The sequence below is a fragment of the Ruegeria sp. Ofav3-42 genome, assembly GCF_022347725.1.
Classification (GTDB): Bacteria; Pseudomonadota; Alphaproteobacteria; order Rhodobacterales; family Rhodobacteraceae; genus Ruegeria.
The window spans coordinates 39,097-55,529 of the sequence record NZ_JAKRGB010000011.1; the positions used below are offsets into that span (position 1 = coordinate 39,097).

The following is a 16,433-nucleotide window of genomic DNA, read 5'->3' on the forward strand; positions in this document are numbered from 1 at the left end:
AACCCGGAGAACCCAAATGACCGCATTGTCCGACCACGCCGTCCCTGAGAACCCGGGGTGGCTCTACCGCGCCGAAGCCTGGATGGATGACAAGGGCAAAGGGGCCTGGATCGCCGCCATGGTCCTTGGTTTCATCTTTTTCTGGCCTGTTGGCCTGGCTCTTCTTGCCTATATGATCTGGAGCAAACGCATGTTCAGCAAATCCTGCAGCCGTCGCAAAACCTGGCACAGCCACATGAGTGCGATGAAGCCATCCGGCAACAGCGCGTTTGACGCCTACAAGTCCGATACGCTGGCCCGCCTGGAACGCGAACAGCAGGATTTCGAAGCCTTCCTGCGCCGTCTGCGCGATGCCAAGGACAAAGCCGAGTTCGACCAGTTCATGGACGAACGCGCCCGCGAAAACCGCGATGAGGCCGAAAACGGCGAGCGCGCCTAAGCTGGCCTTGCCCTGTCCCGCATTTCGGGACAGGGTATCCAAAATTCTCACCCGGAAAACATAATATGACCCATCTGCCCGACCCAGACAGACAGCCTGAGTTCTATCAGTCTGTCGCGATCAAGCGTTTTATCGCCTGGTTATTCGACATCGCCTTCATTTCGCTGCTGTGTACGGTGGCTATCGTGCTTACCTTTGGTATGGGCTTTTTCATCCTGGCCCTGATCTATGCCGTCGTCAGCTTTGTCTACCGCGTTGTGACCATCGCAAACGGCTCGGCGACACTGGGCATGCGCTTCATGGGGATTGAGCTGCGCGACTCCTTCGGTTCCCGGATGGATACCGGCAAGGCAGTGGCTCATACGGCGGGTTACTTTGTCAGCATGGCCTTTCCGATCCTCCAGATCATTTCGGTCGTCATGATGCTGACCAGCGCCCGGTGCCAGGGCCTTACCGATGCGTTCCTTGGAACGGTCATGATCAACCAGCGCGCGTAAAAAATTCAACAGCGTGAATCACTTGGCGGTTCCGGGATCGGTTGTTATCATCTGGTCGCAAGAGACACGGGACGTTCATGCGACACACGCTGCCAATAGCGCCACAATTCTATGTGACGGCTCCACAGCCCTGCCCTTATCTTGAGGGCAGGATGGAGCGCAAACTGTTCACCGCCCTTCAGGGAGAAGGCGCAGACCAGCTGAACAACTCCTTGTCCCAGCAAGGTTTCCGCCGGTCGCAGAACGTGCTTTACCGCCCGTCCTGTTCGGATTGCGCAGCCTGCCTGTCCGCCCGGATCAACGTCTCGGCATTTCGCCCCAGTAAAAGCCAGAAGCGCGCTGCGAAACGGAATTCTTATTTGCAGCGCAAGGCCAACTCGCCGTGGGCGACGGACGAGCAATATGAGCTGTTCCGGCGCTATCTGGACACGCGCCATGCGGATGGCGGCATGGCTGATATGGACGTGTTCGAATTCGCGGCAATGATTGAGGAAACTCCGATACGAAGCCGCGTCGTAGAATATGCCGATCCCGACACTGGCGATCTGATCGGCGTCAGCCTGACCGACGTTCTGGATGACGGGCTAAGCATGGTCTACTCGTTCTACGATCCCCAGCAGCCGCAAAATTCTCTGGGCACGTATATGATCCTCGACCACATCGATATTGCACGAGAGGCCGGGCTTCCATACGTCTATCTGGGGTACTGGGTGCCCGGCAGTCCAAAGATGGGGTACAAGGCGCGGTTTTCGGGGCTTGAGGCGTATATTCAGGGCAATTGGATCAGCGTCAAAGATCCGGACGAACTGAAGGAATCCAGCCACCACCCTCTTTCCACTGCGCCAATCGCAGAGCAGGTTGCCAGCATCCAACTGCCAGACCGACACCCCACCAAAGGCTAAAATCCTATGCAACAAAGTCTTTTCGCCGTCACCCTCGTGGTGCCGGACTACGATGACGCCATCTCATTTTACACCCAAACTCTCAGCTTCACGCTGCTGCAGGACGTCGATCTTGGCGATGGAAAGCGCTGGGTTCGGGTCGCCCCGCCCGGTTCAGGCAATGGGTCTTTACTTCTGGCCCGGGCAGACGGACCAAGTCAGATTGCCGCCGTGGGCAATCAGACGGGCGGGCGCGTCAGCTTTTTCCTGCAGACGGACGATTTTGACCGCGACCACACGGCGATGACGACCGCAGGCGTCCATTTCGAGGAAGCGCCGCGCCATGAGCCTTATGGCACAGTCGCGGTATGGCGCGACCCGTTCGGAAACCGCTGGGACCTGATCCAGTTCGCCTGATCCGCTCTTCATCTGGCTTAAAATACCTCGGGGTTGAATTGGCCGCAGGCCAAGAAGGGGCAGGCCCCTTCCAAAACATCAAAGCAAAGGGGGCCCGCAGGCCCCCTTTTTCAATTTAGCTCAAACGGTTCCATCAGTTGGGGATCAAATCCGGAATGATGGTTACAATCGTCGGGAAGAACCACAGTATCGCAATCCCGACCACCTGAATGATCACGAACGGAATAATACCGCGATAGATGTGGCCCGTTGTGACTTCTTTGGGCGCAACTCCCCGAAGATAGAACAAAGCAAACCCGAACGGTGGCGTCAGGAACGACGTCTGCAGGTTCACCGCCACCATGATCGTCACCCATTTGGGATCGAACGAACCGCCATAAATGACCGGCCCCACAATCGGGATCACGATGTAGATGATCTCGAGGAAGTCCAGCACGAACCCAAGAATGAACAACACCAGCATCACGATCAGGAAAACTGTGAACTCGTTGTCAAAGCTCTTGAGGAACTGCTGGATATAGTGCTCACCTCCGAACGAGATCACAACCAGGTTCAACAGTTGCGATCCGATCAGGATGGTGAAGACCATCGAGGTCACCTTGGCCGTCTCGCGCACGACCGGTGTCAGAACACCGCTGGTAAACAGAACCCAGCAGGCGAAAATCAAACCGAACAGTGCATAAAGGTACGACGCGTAGGCCAGCACGAATGCAATCCAGGTTTCGACGGTGACACCGCCTTGATTGACGCGCAGATCAAAGTTCACGCCCATCAGCAGACAGATGATGACGGCAAACGTCGACCAGATGATCACCTTACCCGACCGGCCCTGATCCTGCAACTTGCGATAGGCCGCCAGCATGATCGCACCACCAGCACCCAGCGCAGCGGCTGGCGTTGGGTTGGTCACACCGCCAAGGATCGAGCCCAGAACCGCGATGATCAAAACCAGCGGCGGGAAAACCACCCGGATCAGATCATTGGTCGCACAGCGTGCAGCGGCCTCTTTGCAGCCATAGATGGCCAGCGCAAAGGGTACTGCCAACAGCAGGAAGGTCGCACCGGCCGAGGTCGTCGGCGCAATCAGAAGGACATCCACCAACAGCATCAGCAGCAGGCCAATGGCCCCCACGATCAGCGGCTGTACCGGACGCGACGGGGCAATACCCCGGCCCAGCACCAGCGTCAGAGCCAGCAGCACCACGATCACCGCAACACCGGTCCCGATTGGGGCGGCAGCAGCGATCTTGGCTTCGCGCGCAGCGGTCAGCTCTTCTTCGCTCAGGCGCTGAGCCTGGGTCGTTCCACCTGCGGCATCGATGGCTTCCTGCTCAGCCACGGCCTGATCCCAGGCGGACTGACCGTGCAGTTCGATCATTGAAGCCTGACACTCAGCCGAGACATTGGTCCGCAGCGAGGCGCCCTGACCGACATCCGAGAAAGCCGAAACCGAGGTGTTCTGGCTGCCGATCACACCGGCACTGCTCAGCACAATTGCACCGACGATCAGCGCCACCGGCGCGCCCAGCAACCAGGTCAGGCCCTCGGCCCGGGTGATGGGTTCACCGCTGCCGCCAGACATCTCAACAGCCGGCGCCTTTTCCGGATTCAGCAGAGCATACCCAAAGGCATAAAGCGCGTAGAGCAAAGCCAGCATAATCCCCGGCAGCAAAGCCGCCTGGAACAGCGTTCCAACCGAAACCACCGCGGGCTCACCCAGATAGGTCAGCGCATCGGTGCACCCAGCCTCGACAGCGCGGGTCTCCTGTGCGGTCGAATACAGGTCACCGGCCAGCGTACCCAGCAGGACGATCACGATCGACGGCGGGATGATCTGCCCCAGCGTGCCCGAAGCGGCGATCACACCTGTCGCCAGTTCCGGCGAATAATTGTTCCGCAGCATGGTTGGCAGCGCCAGAAGGCCCATGGTCACAACAGTCGCACCAACGATACCCGTTGAGGCCGCAAGGAACGCACCTACAACCACAATCGACACGGCCAGACCACCCGGCAGCGGGCCAAAGACGCGCGCCATTGTGGTCAGCAGGTCGTTCGCGATTTTCGAGCGTTCCAGCGTGATGCCCATCAGGACAAACATCAGCACGGCCAGAAGGGTCTCGATGGACTGCCCGGCCAGAACACGTTCATTCATGCGGTTCACGATGAAGGACACGTTACGGTCCAGCGCGGTTTCCCAACCGGCGGCAAAGACCGGTTCCGCGATCCGCGGTAAATCCGGGTATCGGAATACGGATATCACGTCGGGTTTGACGCCCGAATTCACTACATCCCGATAGGCTTGCGAGCCTGTGTCGATCGCCTGATGGATCAGCAGACCTGCGCTGTCCAGTGCCGCGATGATACCGAATGAGATGATCCCTGCCCCGCCGATGGCGAACGCCACGGGAAAGCCGGATAGGATGCCTCCGAAAAGGCAAAAGAATACGATAATGAGGCCTATTTCGACGCCATCAAGTCCGAATAACATAGTCTGGGTCTCCGTCCCTAATGTGCGCCTTCGTAGGCTTCTTCACCCTCACCAAGGCTGTCCTTGTCGAGGTATTTTCCAACGCTTTCCGGTCCTTCCACATATTCCAGGTACGAACGGTACAGGAATGCGATCGCGTGCAGGAACACCATTCCGGCAAATGCAATCAGCAGGATTTTGAACAGAAAATAGGCGTTGAATCCGTTGGGGCTGAACCCGATGGTTTCGACGTTCCAGCGCAAGGCGCGGGATTTCATCACCAACCGATCCAGTGTGTCGCTTGCCGAAGGCTTTGGCACGATCAGGTGCCGCCACATGAAGTACCAGCCATACATCCATGTCAGCACCGCCATCGGCATCATGAACAACAGCGCCCCCAGCATGTCGACCACGCGCTTGGCGCGGTGGCTGATGCCCGCATAGATCAGGTCAACGCGCACGTGACCGCCCTGCACGAATGTGTAGGTACAGCACAGGCAGACGACCATCGCGTTATAGAGCTTCAGTTCTTCCGCGTACCAGCTGATGTCCATCTGGAACGGGATACCCAGACCAAAAGCCATGTCCGGCCGTGCGAACACGCGCTGCATAAAGACGATGACGATCTGCTGGATAACCATCAGAAGGCCCGCCCAGGCAAAGAACCGGCCCGTAGTGTTCGCGAACCCTTCCAAACCGCGCACCATGCCCCACATGAAGTTCCGGAAATACAGCCCGATGGCCGTCAGAACCAGAAACAGTGTGAAAACCACAAAGAAGAATTCGACCGATCCGCCATAATAGACAAAGCGCATGATGGCTTCTTTGTCCGACCAGTTCAGCCAGAGCTGCGGATGCGTGATGGCGTATCCGAAATTATAGAAGGCTTCGGCAATGTTCTGAATGAACCAAACCAGTCCATTCCACAGGGCGCCGAAGAACGAGATACCGTTTTCGTCCTGCATGTTGTCCCCAGGTCGTATCGGTTGCACTGCTGTTTATGGCGGCATTGTCCAGGCCGCGCATGTGCAACGGGAAAGGTTTCCCCGCAGGTGCGGGGAAACCATTCTAGCATAGTTCAGGCGATTAGCCGCGTACGCGGTTACGCTGCGTGGTGTAGACGCCCGACGACAGGTCCAGCCAGCCAGCCGACGACGTCGACGATGCCACTGCGCTGTCGTGGATTTTCTTGAACAGCTCGTCGCCCATGTTCTCGTCGAGAACTTCCTGGCTGGCCTTGCCGAACGCGTCCCATACGCTGTCCGGGAATTCCATAACCTTGACGCCGCCCGACTGCAGCCGCTGCAGGGCCGCACCGTTGTTGGCCAGGAATTGCGCCAGGTTCCACTGGTGCGCTTCGCCCGCCGCGATCTCGATGATCTTCTGCTGAGCGGGTGTCAGGCTTTCGAACACGTCGCGGTTAGTTGCCAGCGACAGACCCGCGTTCGGCTCGTGGAAACCAGCGGTGTAGTAAACCTTGGTGATTTCCTGGAAACCGGCCTTTTCGTCCGCCCACGGACCGATCCATTCGGTGCCGTCAATCGCACCGGACGACAGCGCCTGATACACTTCCGAACCCGGAATGTTCTGAACCGACGCGCCCAGTTTACCCAGCGCCTTACCGCCCAGACCCGGCATACGGAACTTCAGGCCGTTGAAGTCATCGGGGCTGTTGATCTCTTTCGAGTACCAGCCACCTGCCTGCGCACCGGTGTTACCGGCCAGGAACGACTTCAGGCCAAAGATCTGGCCCAGTTCGTCATGCAGCTCCATGCCGCCATCCTGGTAGTACCAGTTCACCATTTCCTGAGCGGTCATGCCGAAGGGAACAGCGGTGAAGAACGCGTAGCCCGGGTGCTGACCAACGAAGTAGTAGTCTGCCGCGTGGTACATGTCGGCCTGACCGGACGATACCGCGTCGAAAACTTCAAATGCGCCAACCAGTTCGCCGGCTGCTTTGATGTCAACGGTCAGGTTGCCGTCCGACATCGCGGTGATGCTGTCGGCGCAACGCTGGGCGCTGTCGAAAACACCGGCCAGACCACGACCCCACGAGGTCACCATGGTCAGTGTGCGCTTGCCCTGCGCGTATGCCGGAGCCGCCAGCGTGGTGGCAGCAGCTGCCGAGCCGCCCAGAGCAGATGTTTTCAGAAATGAACGACGATCCATATGAGTGTTCCTCCCCTACATATTCAGTACCCGGGCCAGTGCCGGGCTTAGTCGTTTTCAGTGCGCGTCAGCCTAATGACCAAGATGTGAATGTGAATACCTACTACTACGTAGGCCGAAGTTTTTTTTGCCATTTTAGAAGGTTAATGCCGCGGCAAAGGCTGCCATACACAGGGATTTCACGCCTCTTGCGCATCAAAAACCCAAAAATTTTGCATTTTCCGCCGCGCTTGCGTATCGATTCGGCCATGAGGGGATTCCGAAACCTGATCTCGCTGACCTACGGGCAGAAGCTGTCGCTTGTGGCGGCAATACCCTTGGTTGTGGCCGTGGCCGCGATCGCGTTGTTCGTTGCTTATGAATCCCGCGCGACGGCTGAACGCGAAATTCAGGCGTTGGAACGGCGTCTGATCGAAGCGAAGAAAGAAGAGCTTCGCAACTATGTCACGCAGGCGCGCAACGGGTTTGCATATATCTACGGGCGCGCATCGACGGATGACAAAGTCGCTCAGAACCTTGTGACCCAGATCCTGTCAGCGATGATCTACGGCAAGGACGGCTTCTTTTTCGTCTACGACTATGACGGCAACAACCTTGTCAGCCCGCGCCAGACCGAATTCATCAACCGCAACTGGGAGGGTTTGACGGATAGCGACGGCACCCCCATCGTGGACGAATTCATCAGCCTCGCCCGTCAGGGCGCCGGGTGGCACAGTTTCATGTGGCAAAAGCCATCAACCGGGGAAGAGGCGCAGATGATCGCCTATGTCGTCGGCCTGCAGGACTGGCGTTGGGCTGTCGGAACCGGCGTCTTCATCGACGATATCGTGGCAACGGTCGCCAATGCCCGCGCCGAGGTCCAGGCGCGCGTGCAACGAACTTTCATGTATATCGGTGCAATCGTTCTGGCCGCTGTTCTGATTGTATTTGCCTCGGGCATGTTGCTGAACGTCCGCGAACGCAGGCTGGCGGATGCAAAACTCAAGGAACTGACCCAGCGTGTGTTCGACGCGCAGGAAGAAGAGCGCGGCCGTGTTGCGCGCGAATTGCACGACGGGATCAGCCAGATTCTGGTCGGCGTGCGCTATGCCCTCGACAATACCCGCCGCCGACTGTCGCGTGGCGATGACGAAGGCGCGCGTGACCCGCTGGACAAGGGCATCGACAACCTCGGCACCGCGATTACCGAGGTCCGCCGCATCAGCCGCGATCTGCGCCCCGGCGTGCTGGACGATCTGGGCCTCGGCCCTGCCCTGAAGGCCCTGACGGATGATTTCCGCGAACGCACCGGGATCGAGACCGAGTTCTCGACCGTTGTCTTCCGCAACCGTTTGGATCAGGACAGCAAGATCGCCCTCTACCGTATCGCGCAGGAGGCTCTGACCAATATCGAACGCCATTCCGGTGCAACCCGTGTTACAATCGACCTGCGCGGCCACAAGAAAGGCGCAACGATGCGGATCACCGACAATGGCTGCGGGTTACGCACAACGCCTGATCCTGCCAATCCCGGTATCGGCTTGCGCAACATGCAGGAGCGCATCGAACAACTTGACGGCTCCCTGCGCATTCTGTCATCACGCGCGCCACGCAGCGGCACGGTGATTGAGGTCAGCCTGCCCCTCAGTCACATGCTGCCACCGCAGGAAGACGCAACTCCGAACCGAAAGGCCGGTACATGAGTGATCAGACCATCCGTGTCCTAATCGTCGACGACCACCCGATGGTTGCCGAAGGGATCCAATCGATCCTGGAAAGTTTCGATGAGATCGAGGTGGTCGGAACGCTTGGCAGCGGTCAGGAGGCCGTCGATCAGGCGACAGAGCTGGCGCCCGACGTGATTCTGATGGACCTGAACATGCCCGGGCTCGGCGGGCTCAGCGCCACCGAGATCATTCTGGAACGCCTGCCGGAAACACGCATCCTGATCCTGTCCATGCATGACAGCCCGGAATACATCTCGACCGCGCTCAGCCACGGAGCAAAGGGATACGTGCTCAAAGATGTCCCCACCGACGAGATCAAACAGGCCATCGACGCGGTGATGCGGGGCGAGCAGTACTTGTGCACCGGGGCCAGCGGATCGCTGCAGCCGAAAGGCGGCAGCGCACGCGAAGCGCTGACCGGACGCGAACAAACAATTCTGCTGGAATTGGCTCAGGGCAAATCCAACAAGGAAGTGGCTCTTGCGCTGGATATTTCTGTCAGAACCGTCGAAACGCATCGAAAGAACATCAAGCGCAAGCTTGGCATTTCGTCGACCGCCGGTCTGACCCGCTATGCGCTGGAACATGGCGTGTTACAGGGCACCAGCCCCGGCTTCTGACCCAGCGCAACCGCAGCGCGGCACGCGCTGCCCGGCCCAACCAGAGGCGGTGCGCCGCAGGCGCATCAACTCTGGGCGGGAGCCTCTGACCTATGATCTCGGTCGGATATCCTCACCGAAAAACACCAGCGTTCCATCCTCATCAAGGACGTGAAACTCGCGCTGCAGATACGGTTGATCAAACGGCGGGCGCACGCGCCCTTCAGGAAGGTCAGCCAATCCCGCTTTCGTGCTTTCGTAAAGATCGTCGATTCCGTCGACATCGATATAGAAAGACTGATTGTCGCCCAGCGGCCGGCCATCCTCGCGAGCCGGGCATTCCAGCAAACGAATGGCGATCGGGCCGCGCGACAGGAATGCGTAATTGTCCTGCCGGAAGCCGCAGGTAAACCCCAGTCGGTCGCAATAGAAATCAATCTGGTTCTGCAGGGATGAACAAAGAACAAAAGGGGTGAGCTGCAGTACTTTAGGCATGTGGCCCTCCGATTTAAGACCTTGCGCCCTGTCCTACTCCAATCTGCCTCAATCCAATAGCTGGTCCTTTCGCAAACCTTCACGCGCGTGATGGTGCGGCAAAACACGGCCATACAACTGCCGCGTCCGTTCAACCCCGCCGCACATTCCCTGAGTTTCAACAAAGGAAAAAATGCCAACGTACCGCCTGCGTTGCCCTTGGACCGGAGCAACGCGGTGCAACGAGTATCTGCCCTTGAATATCTGCAAGTCCCCGGGCTGCAGTTCCAGCGTCCTGACCAGGGCCCGGTTTCCATCAAGCACAGAGGTCACCGTGGAAAAGTTCTCGTCCTCGGCGGTGCGAAGGTTCGGCACATATTCGAATGCCCCGCCCGCCTCGCCGTTCTGAATGGCCAATGTCACTGTGTAGTTGTTGGTGTCGAAATGCCAGGGAAAGCCCTGCCCCTCCTCGACCACGTTGACGATCACATCCGCCAACGGATCATCGTATCGATAGAACCGATCCTCGGGTTCGTTCAACGCATCGCGAATGAACGGCAAAAACCCTTCGAACTCGTAAATCCGCCGCAAAGGGCCAGACTTCGGAAAGTTATCCGCCGGCACAAAGGCGTTCGACCGGTCATAAAACCTGCGCACCGGGTGGTTCAGCTCCAGCCGGGGATCGTCCTGCGTGAAATAGGCATTGGTGCGATTGAAGGAGCGATGCGCCTTGTCCGCTGCTGCATCCGCTTCTTTCAACAACTCAGCCAAGCCACTCTCATGGACAAATCCGGGCAGTACCGCGCATCCGTCCCGATCCAGTTCGCGGCGCAAGTCTTCAATCAACCGGTCATATGCCCGCGAACCCGGGCAATCGATCGGATACCGCCCCAGATCAACCAGATCGTGCATCATCCTCCGCCTCCCTCGCGTGTTCGGTCAAGGCCAGCGTGCCCTAGTCAATTCCGCCCATCATGCTTGTTTCGGACATTCGCATGCCGCTTTCTGACCGCCACAAACACGCGACCTCAGAGGGTTAACAGGCGATTTTTCGTGAATATTCCCAACATGCGTCAATCTGCGCAATAAAATGTCGCAAAATTCGCCCGTCGAGTCAGAAAATTGGCTCAATTGCCTGTTGACGCCCCTTCCCCCTGCTCATAATGTCCCTGCCAAGCAAAAAGGAGCCTCTGGCGATGAAAACGCTAGTCGTAATCGTAGGAAACACGCGCATGGGCCGGTAACGGTAAACCATAATCGAACCCATGCGCCTCCGAAAACATCGGGGGCTTTTTTTTGTCAAACGCAAGACACATGTCGCGAACGGAGCAAAGCAGATGACACGTGAGATGACCGGCGCAAAGATGGTGGTTCAGGCCCTCAAGGATCAGGGCGTGGACACGGTATTCGGATACCCCGGCGGCGCCGTGCTACCGATCTATGATGAAATCTTTCTGCAGAACGACATTCGCCACATTCTGGTACGGCACGAACAAGGCGCGGTTCACGCCGCCGAAGGTTATGCTCGTTCAACCGGCAAACCCGGCGTTGCACTGGTAACTTCCGGCCCCGGCGCGACCAACGCGGTGACCGGCCTGACGGATGCGTTGCTGGACTCGATCCCGATCGTGGTTCTGACAGGTCAGGTGCCGACTTTCATGATCGGCTCGGACGCGTTCCAGGAGGCCGACACAGTTGGCATCACCCGCCCCTGCACCAAGCATAACTGGCTGGTAAAGGACACGGACTCGCTGGCCGAGACCATGCACGAGGCCTTTCACGTCGCCACCTCGGGCCGCCCCGGTCCGGTGCTGATCGACATCCCCAAGGATGTTCAGTTTGCTTCGGGCGAATATAACGCGCCCAAGCCGTCGACCTCGCATTATCAGCCGGTTGTGAAAGGCGATCTGGAAGAGATCACCGAACTGGTCGCCGCGATGGAGACTGCCAAGAAGCCTGTGTTCTATACCGGCGGCGGCGTCATCAACTCTGGCCCTGCGGCCAGCCAATTGCTGCGTGAACTGGTCGATGCGACCGGTTTCCCGATCACCTCGACCCTGATGGGTCTGGGCGCCTACCCGGCGTCGGGCAAGAACTGGTTGGGGATGCTGGGGATGCACGGCCTGTATGAGGCCAATCTGGCGATGCATGATTGTGACCTGATGATCAACATCGGCGCGCGGTTCGACGACCGGATCACCGGGCGGATTGACGCTTTCTCACCCAATTCCAAGAAAGCGCATATCGACATCGACCCGTCCTCGATCAACAAGGTGATCCGCGTGGACATCCCGATTGTTGGTGACGTCGCCCATGTGCTGGAAGACATCCTGAAGGTCTGGAAAGCGCGTGGTCGCAAGACCGATGCAGCCAACGTTCAGCAATGGCAGAACCAGATCAACGACTGGCGCAAGGTCAACTGTCTCGCCTACACCAACAGCGAAAAGACGATCAAACCGCAATACGCGCTGCAACGCCTTGAAGAACTGACGAAAGACCACGACCGTTACATCACGACCGAGGTTGGCCAGCACCAGATGTGGGCCGCGCAGTACCTTGGCTTTGAAGATCCTAACCGCTGGATGACATCGGGTGGTCTGGGCACAATGGGCTACGGCTTCCCGGCCTCCATCGGTGTGCAGATGGCGCACCCGGACGCTCTGGTTATCAACGTGGCCGGTGAGGCATCCTGGTTGATGAACATGCAAGAAATGGGCACTGCGGCGCAATATCGCCTACCCGTGAAGCAATTCATCCTGAACAACGAACGCCTTGGCATGGTGCGCCAGTGGCAGGAACTGCTGCATGGCGAGCGCTATTCGCATTCCTGGTCCGAGGCCCTGCCCGATTTCGTCAAGCTCGCCGAGGCGTTTGGCGCGAAAGGCATCTTGTGTTCCGATCCGGCCGATCTGGATGACGCGATTATGGAGATGATCAACTATGACGGTCCGGTGATCTTTGACTGTCTGGTTGAAAAGCACGAGAACTGTTTCCCGATGATTCCGTCGGGCAAGGCACATAACGAAATGCTGCTGGGCGAGGCCGAAACGCAGGGCGTGATCGATAGCAAGGGATCGGTTTTGGTGTGACGATTTAAGGTATTATTCATTCAAACAAAAAATATTGAGGTATGTGGAGCAGATGAAACCGAACCGCGATCAACAGAGGGAACAGGCGGACGCGCGCCTTTTGGTTTTCGAAGGGCGTAGAGGCTGGCAAGCAGGTACGTTGGTACCAGCACTTCTGTTGATCTTTATTGGCGTATGGATTCTAGGAAGTTGGCGCGAACTGCATGAGACTGGCGAAACAGTTGCAAAAGTTGATTTTCGTGTGTTTTGGGCAGCAGCCCGATTGGCCGTGCTTGGGTCTCCTTTGGAGGCACTCAGCATAGATTCCTTGGCGAACACTCATGGCGTGGTGGACGGTGAATGGATGCCATGGGCTTATCCAGCTGGTTTCCTGGTGGCTTTGATGCCGCTAGGTACCATGTCGTTTTCAGCCGCGTGGTTGGTTTTCACCATTGTGTCCATCGGTGCAGTTTTGATTGCGTTCCGCCCATTTTCCAGTGGCGTGATACCAGTATGGCTTGGCTTTGCCATAGCACCTGCGATTCTACCAAATCTGATGATGGGTCAAACCAGTATCCTGTGGAGCGCTGGCATTGTTGGTGCATTGGCCCTGATCCGGGCAGATAAACTGATCCTGGCAGGCATTGTTATTGGATTGTTGACCCTTAAGCCCCAACTTGGAATTCTGATACCCATCGCGCTAATTGCCTCGGCAGCTTGGCCGACCTTCATTTCCGCCGCCATTACGACGATCATGATTTCAGTGTTTGCGACATTTGTTGTTGGCATCGAGTATTGGTCGGAGATGTTCAATATGATGCAGGCGCATTTCGACAATATACGCGACGCGAGCGAGCAAAATACGCTTATGATCAGCGCGTTCTCAACGTTTTCCAGCTTCGGCCTTCCGGACAGAGTAGCGTTGCTTTTGCAATGGACAACTACATCACTTGCAGCCGTGATGGTCTTTGTGACCTGGCGCAGCCCAAAAATCAGCTTTGATTTGCGGGCCGCGACGCTATTGCTGGGCATCGTTTCGTCAACACCTTACCTGTGGTTTTACGAATCTGCACTCCTCGCGCCTGCGGCTCTATTTATGGTGCGTGCTGGCATATTGGGCAGCAACACATCAGGGATGATCCTTACGGCGCTAATGTGGCTCGGAATTGCTCCTGCTTTCTTGCTGAGGGTTTTCAGCGATTTATCCGACGTCAGCATGCGGTTGGCATTTGCTCCGGTGACGCTGGCTGCGATAATCGTATGCGTGCAAGCAATTGCCCGCCAACTCCGCGCTCCTGAATGCACTCCACTCAGATCATAGGTTCGATCATGACTCCTCTAAACATCGAAAAAGGCTCTAACCGCCATTCCGCATACAACCTACGCCCCACTTTTTCGGACGTGCAGGAACAACACACCATCGCCGTTCTGGTCGAGAACGAGCCCGGCGTTCTGGCCCGCGTGATCGGTCTGTTTTCCGGTCGGGGCTACAACATCGAAAGCCTCACTGTGGCCGAGGTGGATCACACTGGCCACCTCAGCCGCATCACTATCGTGACCACCGGCACGCCGCAGGTGATCGAGCAGATCAAGGCTCAACTAGGACGCATCGTAACCGTCCACGATGTTCACGACCTTACCGTCGAAGGCCCCTCGGTCGAGCGTGAACTGGCTATCATCAAAGTCGTTGGCGGCGGAGACAAACGGGTCGAAGCGCTGCGTCTGGCGGATATCTTCCGCGCGAACGTCGTCGACAGTACGCTGAATTCGTTCATTTTTGAGATCACGGGCGCTCCGGACAAAATCGACGCGTTCGCAGATTTGATGCGCCCGCTGGGCCTTGTTGAAATTGCGCGTACCGGCGTCGCCGCCCTGTTGCGCGGAGATTGAACCCTTCCGCCTCGCCCCGGTTTACGGGGCGAGGCGATGCTGCTCAGAGGACTTTAGCAATACAGCCGTATGTTGCCGATGAGCATAAAAGCCCCAAAAGATCATACAAATTAGCATAAAGCCTATTGCGTTTGTCACTCCCTACGTTAGCTTCGGAACGTAGCGTGGTGTTGGGATGCGTCCGCTAGGGTCATCAGTACGATTGAAAGCGCATGAACGGCCAAAAGGTCGGGTGCGTCGCGTTTGTGAACGACACTCTGGAACCTGGGACAGAAATGACCAAGAGTATCCGTAGTCCTGATGAATTGCGCAGGATGTTTGGCGCTAATCTGCGGCAATTGTCGCGGCAATATTCTTCTGTGTCTGAGCTCTGCCGCCAGCTTGGCATCAACAGAACCCAGTTCAACAGATATCTGGCGGGTGAGAGCTTTCCCCGCCCCGATGTCCTTGATCGTATGTGCCGGTTTTTTGACGTCGACGCCCGTATCCTGCTGCGTCCTCTGGATGAAATCGAATTGCCGCCAATACATCCGGCGGCCTCGGCCCTGACCGAGTTCCTGGGATCAGGCCCATCCACGTTGACCGAAAACCTGCTCCCTGCAGGGTTCTACTATGTCACGGAAACAGGCCTGGATGAGGGGCTTTCGTCCCGGCACAGAGTGATCCATGCGCGGCGATTGCCGCAATGCACGCTCGTTCGCAGCTATGAGCCCGATAACGGCGAGAAACAGGCATCCCCATCCAGGCGCGAGGTTCAGGGCATAGCCGCCTGCGCGGGCCAGCAGATTTACATCCTTATGTCCAGCCGCGCCGCGCAAAACAGCCGCATCTACCTTGTAACACGAGGCTCGGATGAGAATTCCGAACGCTGGCGCGGGGTTGCGATTTGCCTGTCAAAGACCACGGCACAAGCAACCACCATGCGCAGGCTGACATTGAACTATCTAGGCACAAAGCCCACAGCCGCCTTGCCCGCGGCTCGCGCCGCCAAGCGATTTGAGCAGAGCGCGGCCTAACCCGACAACACCAATTGCCCCCAGGACTTAGGTGTTCTTCTCGTCACCCGCCATAGTGATAAGGCGATACAGATGCCAACTGGCATGCCCCAGCAGAGGCAGGACGACCAACAGCCCCAGAAACCACGGGACCATTGCCACAAATGTCAGCACCGCCACGAACGCACCCCACCCCAGCATGACCTTGGGGTTCGATCTGACATAGTTGAAACTGGCGATCATGGCGGTCACGAAATCCAGTTCTCGGTCCAGTAACATCGGGATTGAGAGCACTGTGATCATGTACAAAACAATTGCGAATACGGCCCCGAAAGCGCTTCCAACGGCCAGCATCGTCAGGCCGTTCGGCGTCAGAAACACCTCGAACGAACTGGACACGTTGGTCATTGTGGACAGCCCCATAAACAGGGCAAAAATCATGTGACCCAGAAAGAACCAGAACAAAAAGATCACCACGATAATAGCGCAGATTGACGGCAATTGTCGGCGACTTTGCTGGATGACCACGCCGAAAATCGCACCGAAGTTCAATGGTTTACCCTGTTCCAACCTGTGCGAGACCTCATACAGTCCTACGGCTGCAAATGGCCCGAGCAAGGGAAACCCGATCGCGGCCAACACCAGCCAATAGGATGTCTCTGTCTCGATCGTCACCCACGCCATCACCCAACCGGCCAGTACGTAAAACCCACCGAACAACAGGCCAAAGATCGGAGCACGACGAAAGTCGGCCCAAGCGCGGCGCAATGCCAGACGCAGCATTTCTGTATTCACAGGTCCCATTGCCGGAACGCCAAAGGGCTTTTCCAT

General features: G+C 57.5%; 16 protein-coding genes. 10 read left to right on the forward strand and 6 right to left on the reverse strand.

The genetic code is table 11. From position 1 onward, the window contains the following. Nucleotides 1–16: 16 nt before the first annotated feature. The 4 genes from MHN28_RS16200 to MHN28_RS16215 all read left to right on the forward strand — a co-directional run bounded on the left by MHN28_RS16200 (nt 17) and on the right by MHN28_RS16215 (nt 2,234). Nucleotides 17–439: a DUF2852 domain-containing protein gene (locus tag MHN28_RS16200; RefSeq protein WP_239343592.1), complete on the forward strand. Its 423-nt coding sequence runs from the start codon at nt 17–19 to the stop codon at nt 437–439. Nucleotides 440–504: 65 nt separating this feature from the next. Then, on the forward strand, nt 505–936 hold the full coding sequence (locus tag MHN28_RS16205) for an RDD family protein (protein ID WP_239343594.1): 432 nt from the start codon (nt 505–507) through the stop codon (nt 934–936). 77 nt (nt 937–1,013) lie between these two features. Beyond that, complete coding sequence (locus MHN28_RS16210) at nt 1,014–1,838, forward strand: arginyltransferase (protein ID WP_239343596.1); 825 nt, start codon at nt 1,014–1,016, stop codon at nt 1,836–1,838. A 6-nt stretch (nt 1,839–1,844) separates the two neighbouring features. Next, nucleotides 1,845–2,234, forward strand: coding sequence for a VOC family protein (locus tag MHN28_RS16215; RefSeq protein WP_239343598.1), 390 nt, complete (start codon nt 1,845–1,847; stop codon nt 2,232–2,234). A gap of 133 nt (nt 2,235–2,367) precedes the next feature. Here MHN28_RS16215 and MHN28_RS16220 read toward each other — a convergent pair whose 3' ends face one another. The 3 genes from MHN28_RS16220 to MHN28_RS16230 all read right to left on the reverse strand — a co-directional run bounded on the left by MHN28_RS16220 (nt 2,368) and on the right by MHN28_RS16230 (nt 6,870). Then, nucleotides 2,368–4,722 carry a TRAP transporter large permease subunit gene (locus MHN28_RS16220; protein WP_239343600.1) on the reverse strand — a complete coding sequence of 785 codons (2,355 nt, stop codon included), beginning with the start codon at nt 4,720–4,722 and terminating at the stop codon, nt 2,368–2,370. A gap of 17 nt (nt 4,723–4,739) precedes the next feature. Beyond that, nucleotides 4,740–5,666, reverse strand: coding sequence for a TRAP transporter small permease subunit (locus tag MHN28_RS16225; protein WP_239343602.1), 927 nt, complete (start codon nt 5,664–5,666; stop codon nt 4,740–4,742). Between the two features lie 121 nt (nt 5,667–5,787). Beyond that, nucleotides 5,788–6,870 (reverse strand): TRAP transporter substrate-binding protein, encoded by a 1,083-nt coding sequence (locus MHN28_RS16230; RefSeq protein WP_239343604.1) that lies wholly within the window; start codon nt 6,868–6,870, stop codon nt 5,788–5,790. A gap of 248 nt (nt 6,871–7,118) precedes the next feature. On the opposite strand from MHN28_RS16230, the gene MHN28_RS16235 reads away from it, so the two are divergent. Further along, nucleotides 7,119–8,552: a cache domain-containing protein gene (locus MHN28_RS16235; RefSeq protein WP_239343605.1), complete on the forward strand. Its 1,434-nt coding sequence runs from the start codon at nt 7,119–7,121 to the stop codon at nt 8,550–8,552. Further along, entirely contained in the window at nt 8,549–9,196 is a 648-nt protein-coding gene (locus MHN28_RS16240; RefSeq protein WP_239343607.1) for a response regulator transcription factor, read from the forward strand. The genes MHN28_RS16235 and MHN28_RS16240 overlap by 4 nt, the downstream gene beginning before the upstream one ends. A gap of 90 nt (nt 9,197–9,286) precedes the next feature. Here the strand turns inward: MHN28_RS16240 and MHN28_RS16245 are convergent, their stop codons facing one another. Together MHN28_RS16245 and MHN28_RS16250 are read right to left on the reverse strand one after the other, a co-directional pair. Then, on the reverse strand, nt 9,287–9,670 hold the full coding sequence (locus tag MHN28_RS16245) for a VOC family protein (RefSeq protein ID WP_239343609.1): 384 nt from the start codon (nt 9,668–9,670) through the stop codon (nt 9,287–9,289). Between the two features lie 48 nt (nt 9,671–9,718). Continuing rightward, a complete protein-coding gene (locus MHN28_RS16250) occupies nt 9,719–10,564 on the reverse strand; it encodes a hypothetical protein (RefSeq protein ID WP_239343611.1) in 846 nt (281 codons plus the stop codon). 422 nt (nt 10,565–10,986) lie between these two features. Between MHN28_RS16250 and MHN28_RS16255 the strand changes: the two genes are divergently transcribed. From MHN28_RS16255 to MHN28_RS16270, 4 genes are all read left to right on the forward strand, one after another. Beyond that, nucleotides 10,987–12,738 carry an acetolactate synthase 3 large subunit gene (locus MHN28_RS16255; RefSeq protein ID WP_239343613.1) on the forward strand — a complete coding sequence of 584 codons (1,752 nt, stop codon included), beginning with the start codon at nt 10,987–10,989 and terminating at the stop codon, nt 12,736–12,738. A 52-nt stretch (nt 12,739–12,790) separates the two neighbouring features. Then, the gene (locus tag MHN28_RS16260) at nt 12,791–14,038 is read left to right on the forward strand and encodes a glycosyltransferase family 87 protein (protein ID WP_239343615.1); all 1,248 of its coding nucleotides are present in this window, start codon (nt 12,791–12,793) and stop codon (nt 14,036–14,038) included. Between the two features lie 8 nt (nt 14,039–14,046). Then, nucleotides 14,047–14,607, forward strand: a complete 561-nt coding sequence (gene ilvN, locus MHN28_RS16265) for an acetolactate synthase small subunit (RefSeq protein WP_239343617.1) — start codon at nt 14,047–14,049, stop codon at nt 14,605–14,607. 275 nt (nt 14,608–14,882) lie between these two features. Further along, nucleotides 14,883–15,623 (forward strand): helix-turn-helix domain-containing protein, encoded by a 741-nt coding sequence (locus MHN28_RS16270; RefSeq protein WP_239343619.1) that lies wholly within the window; start codon nt 14,883–14,885, stop codon nt 15,621–15,623. 27 nt (nt 15,624–15,650) lie between these two features. Here MHN28_RS16270 and MHN28_RS16275 read toward each other — a convergent pair whose 3' ends face one another. Next, nucleotides 15,651–16,433, reverse strand: a complete 783-nt coding sequence (locus tag MHN28_RS16275; protein ID WP_239343621.1) for a DUF2189 domain-containing protein — start codon at nt 16,431–16,433, stop codon at nt 15,651–15,653.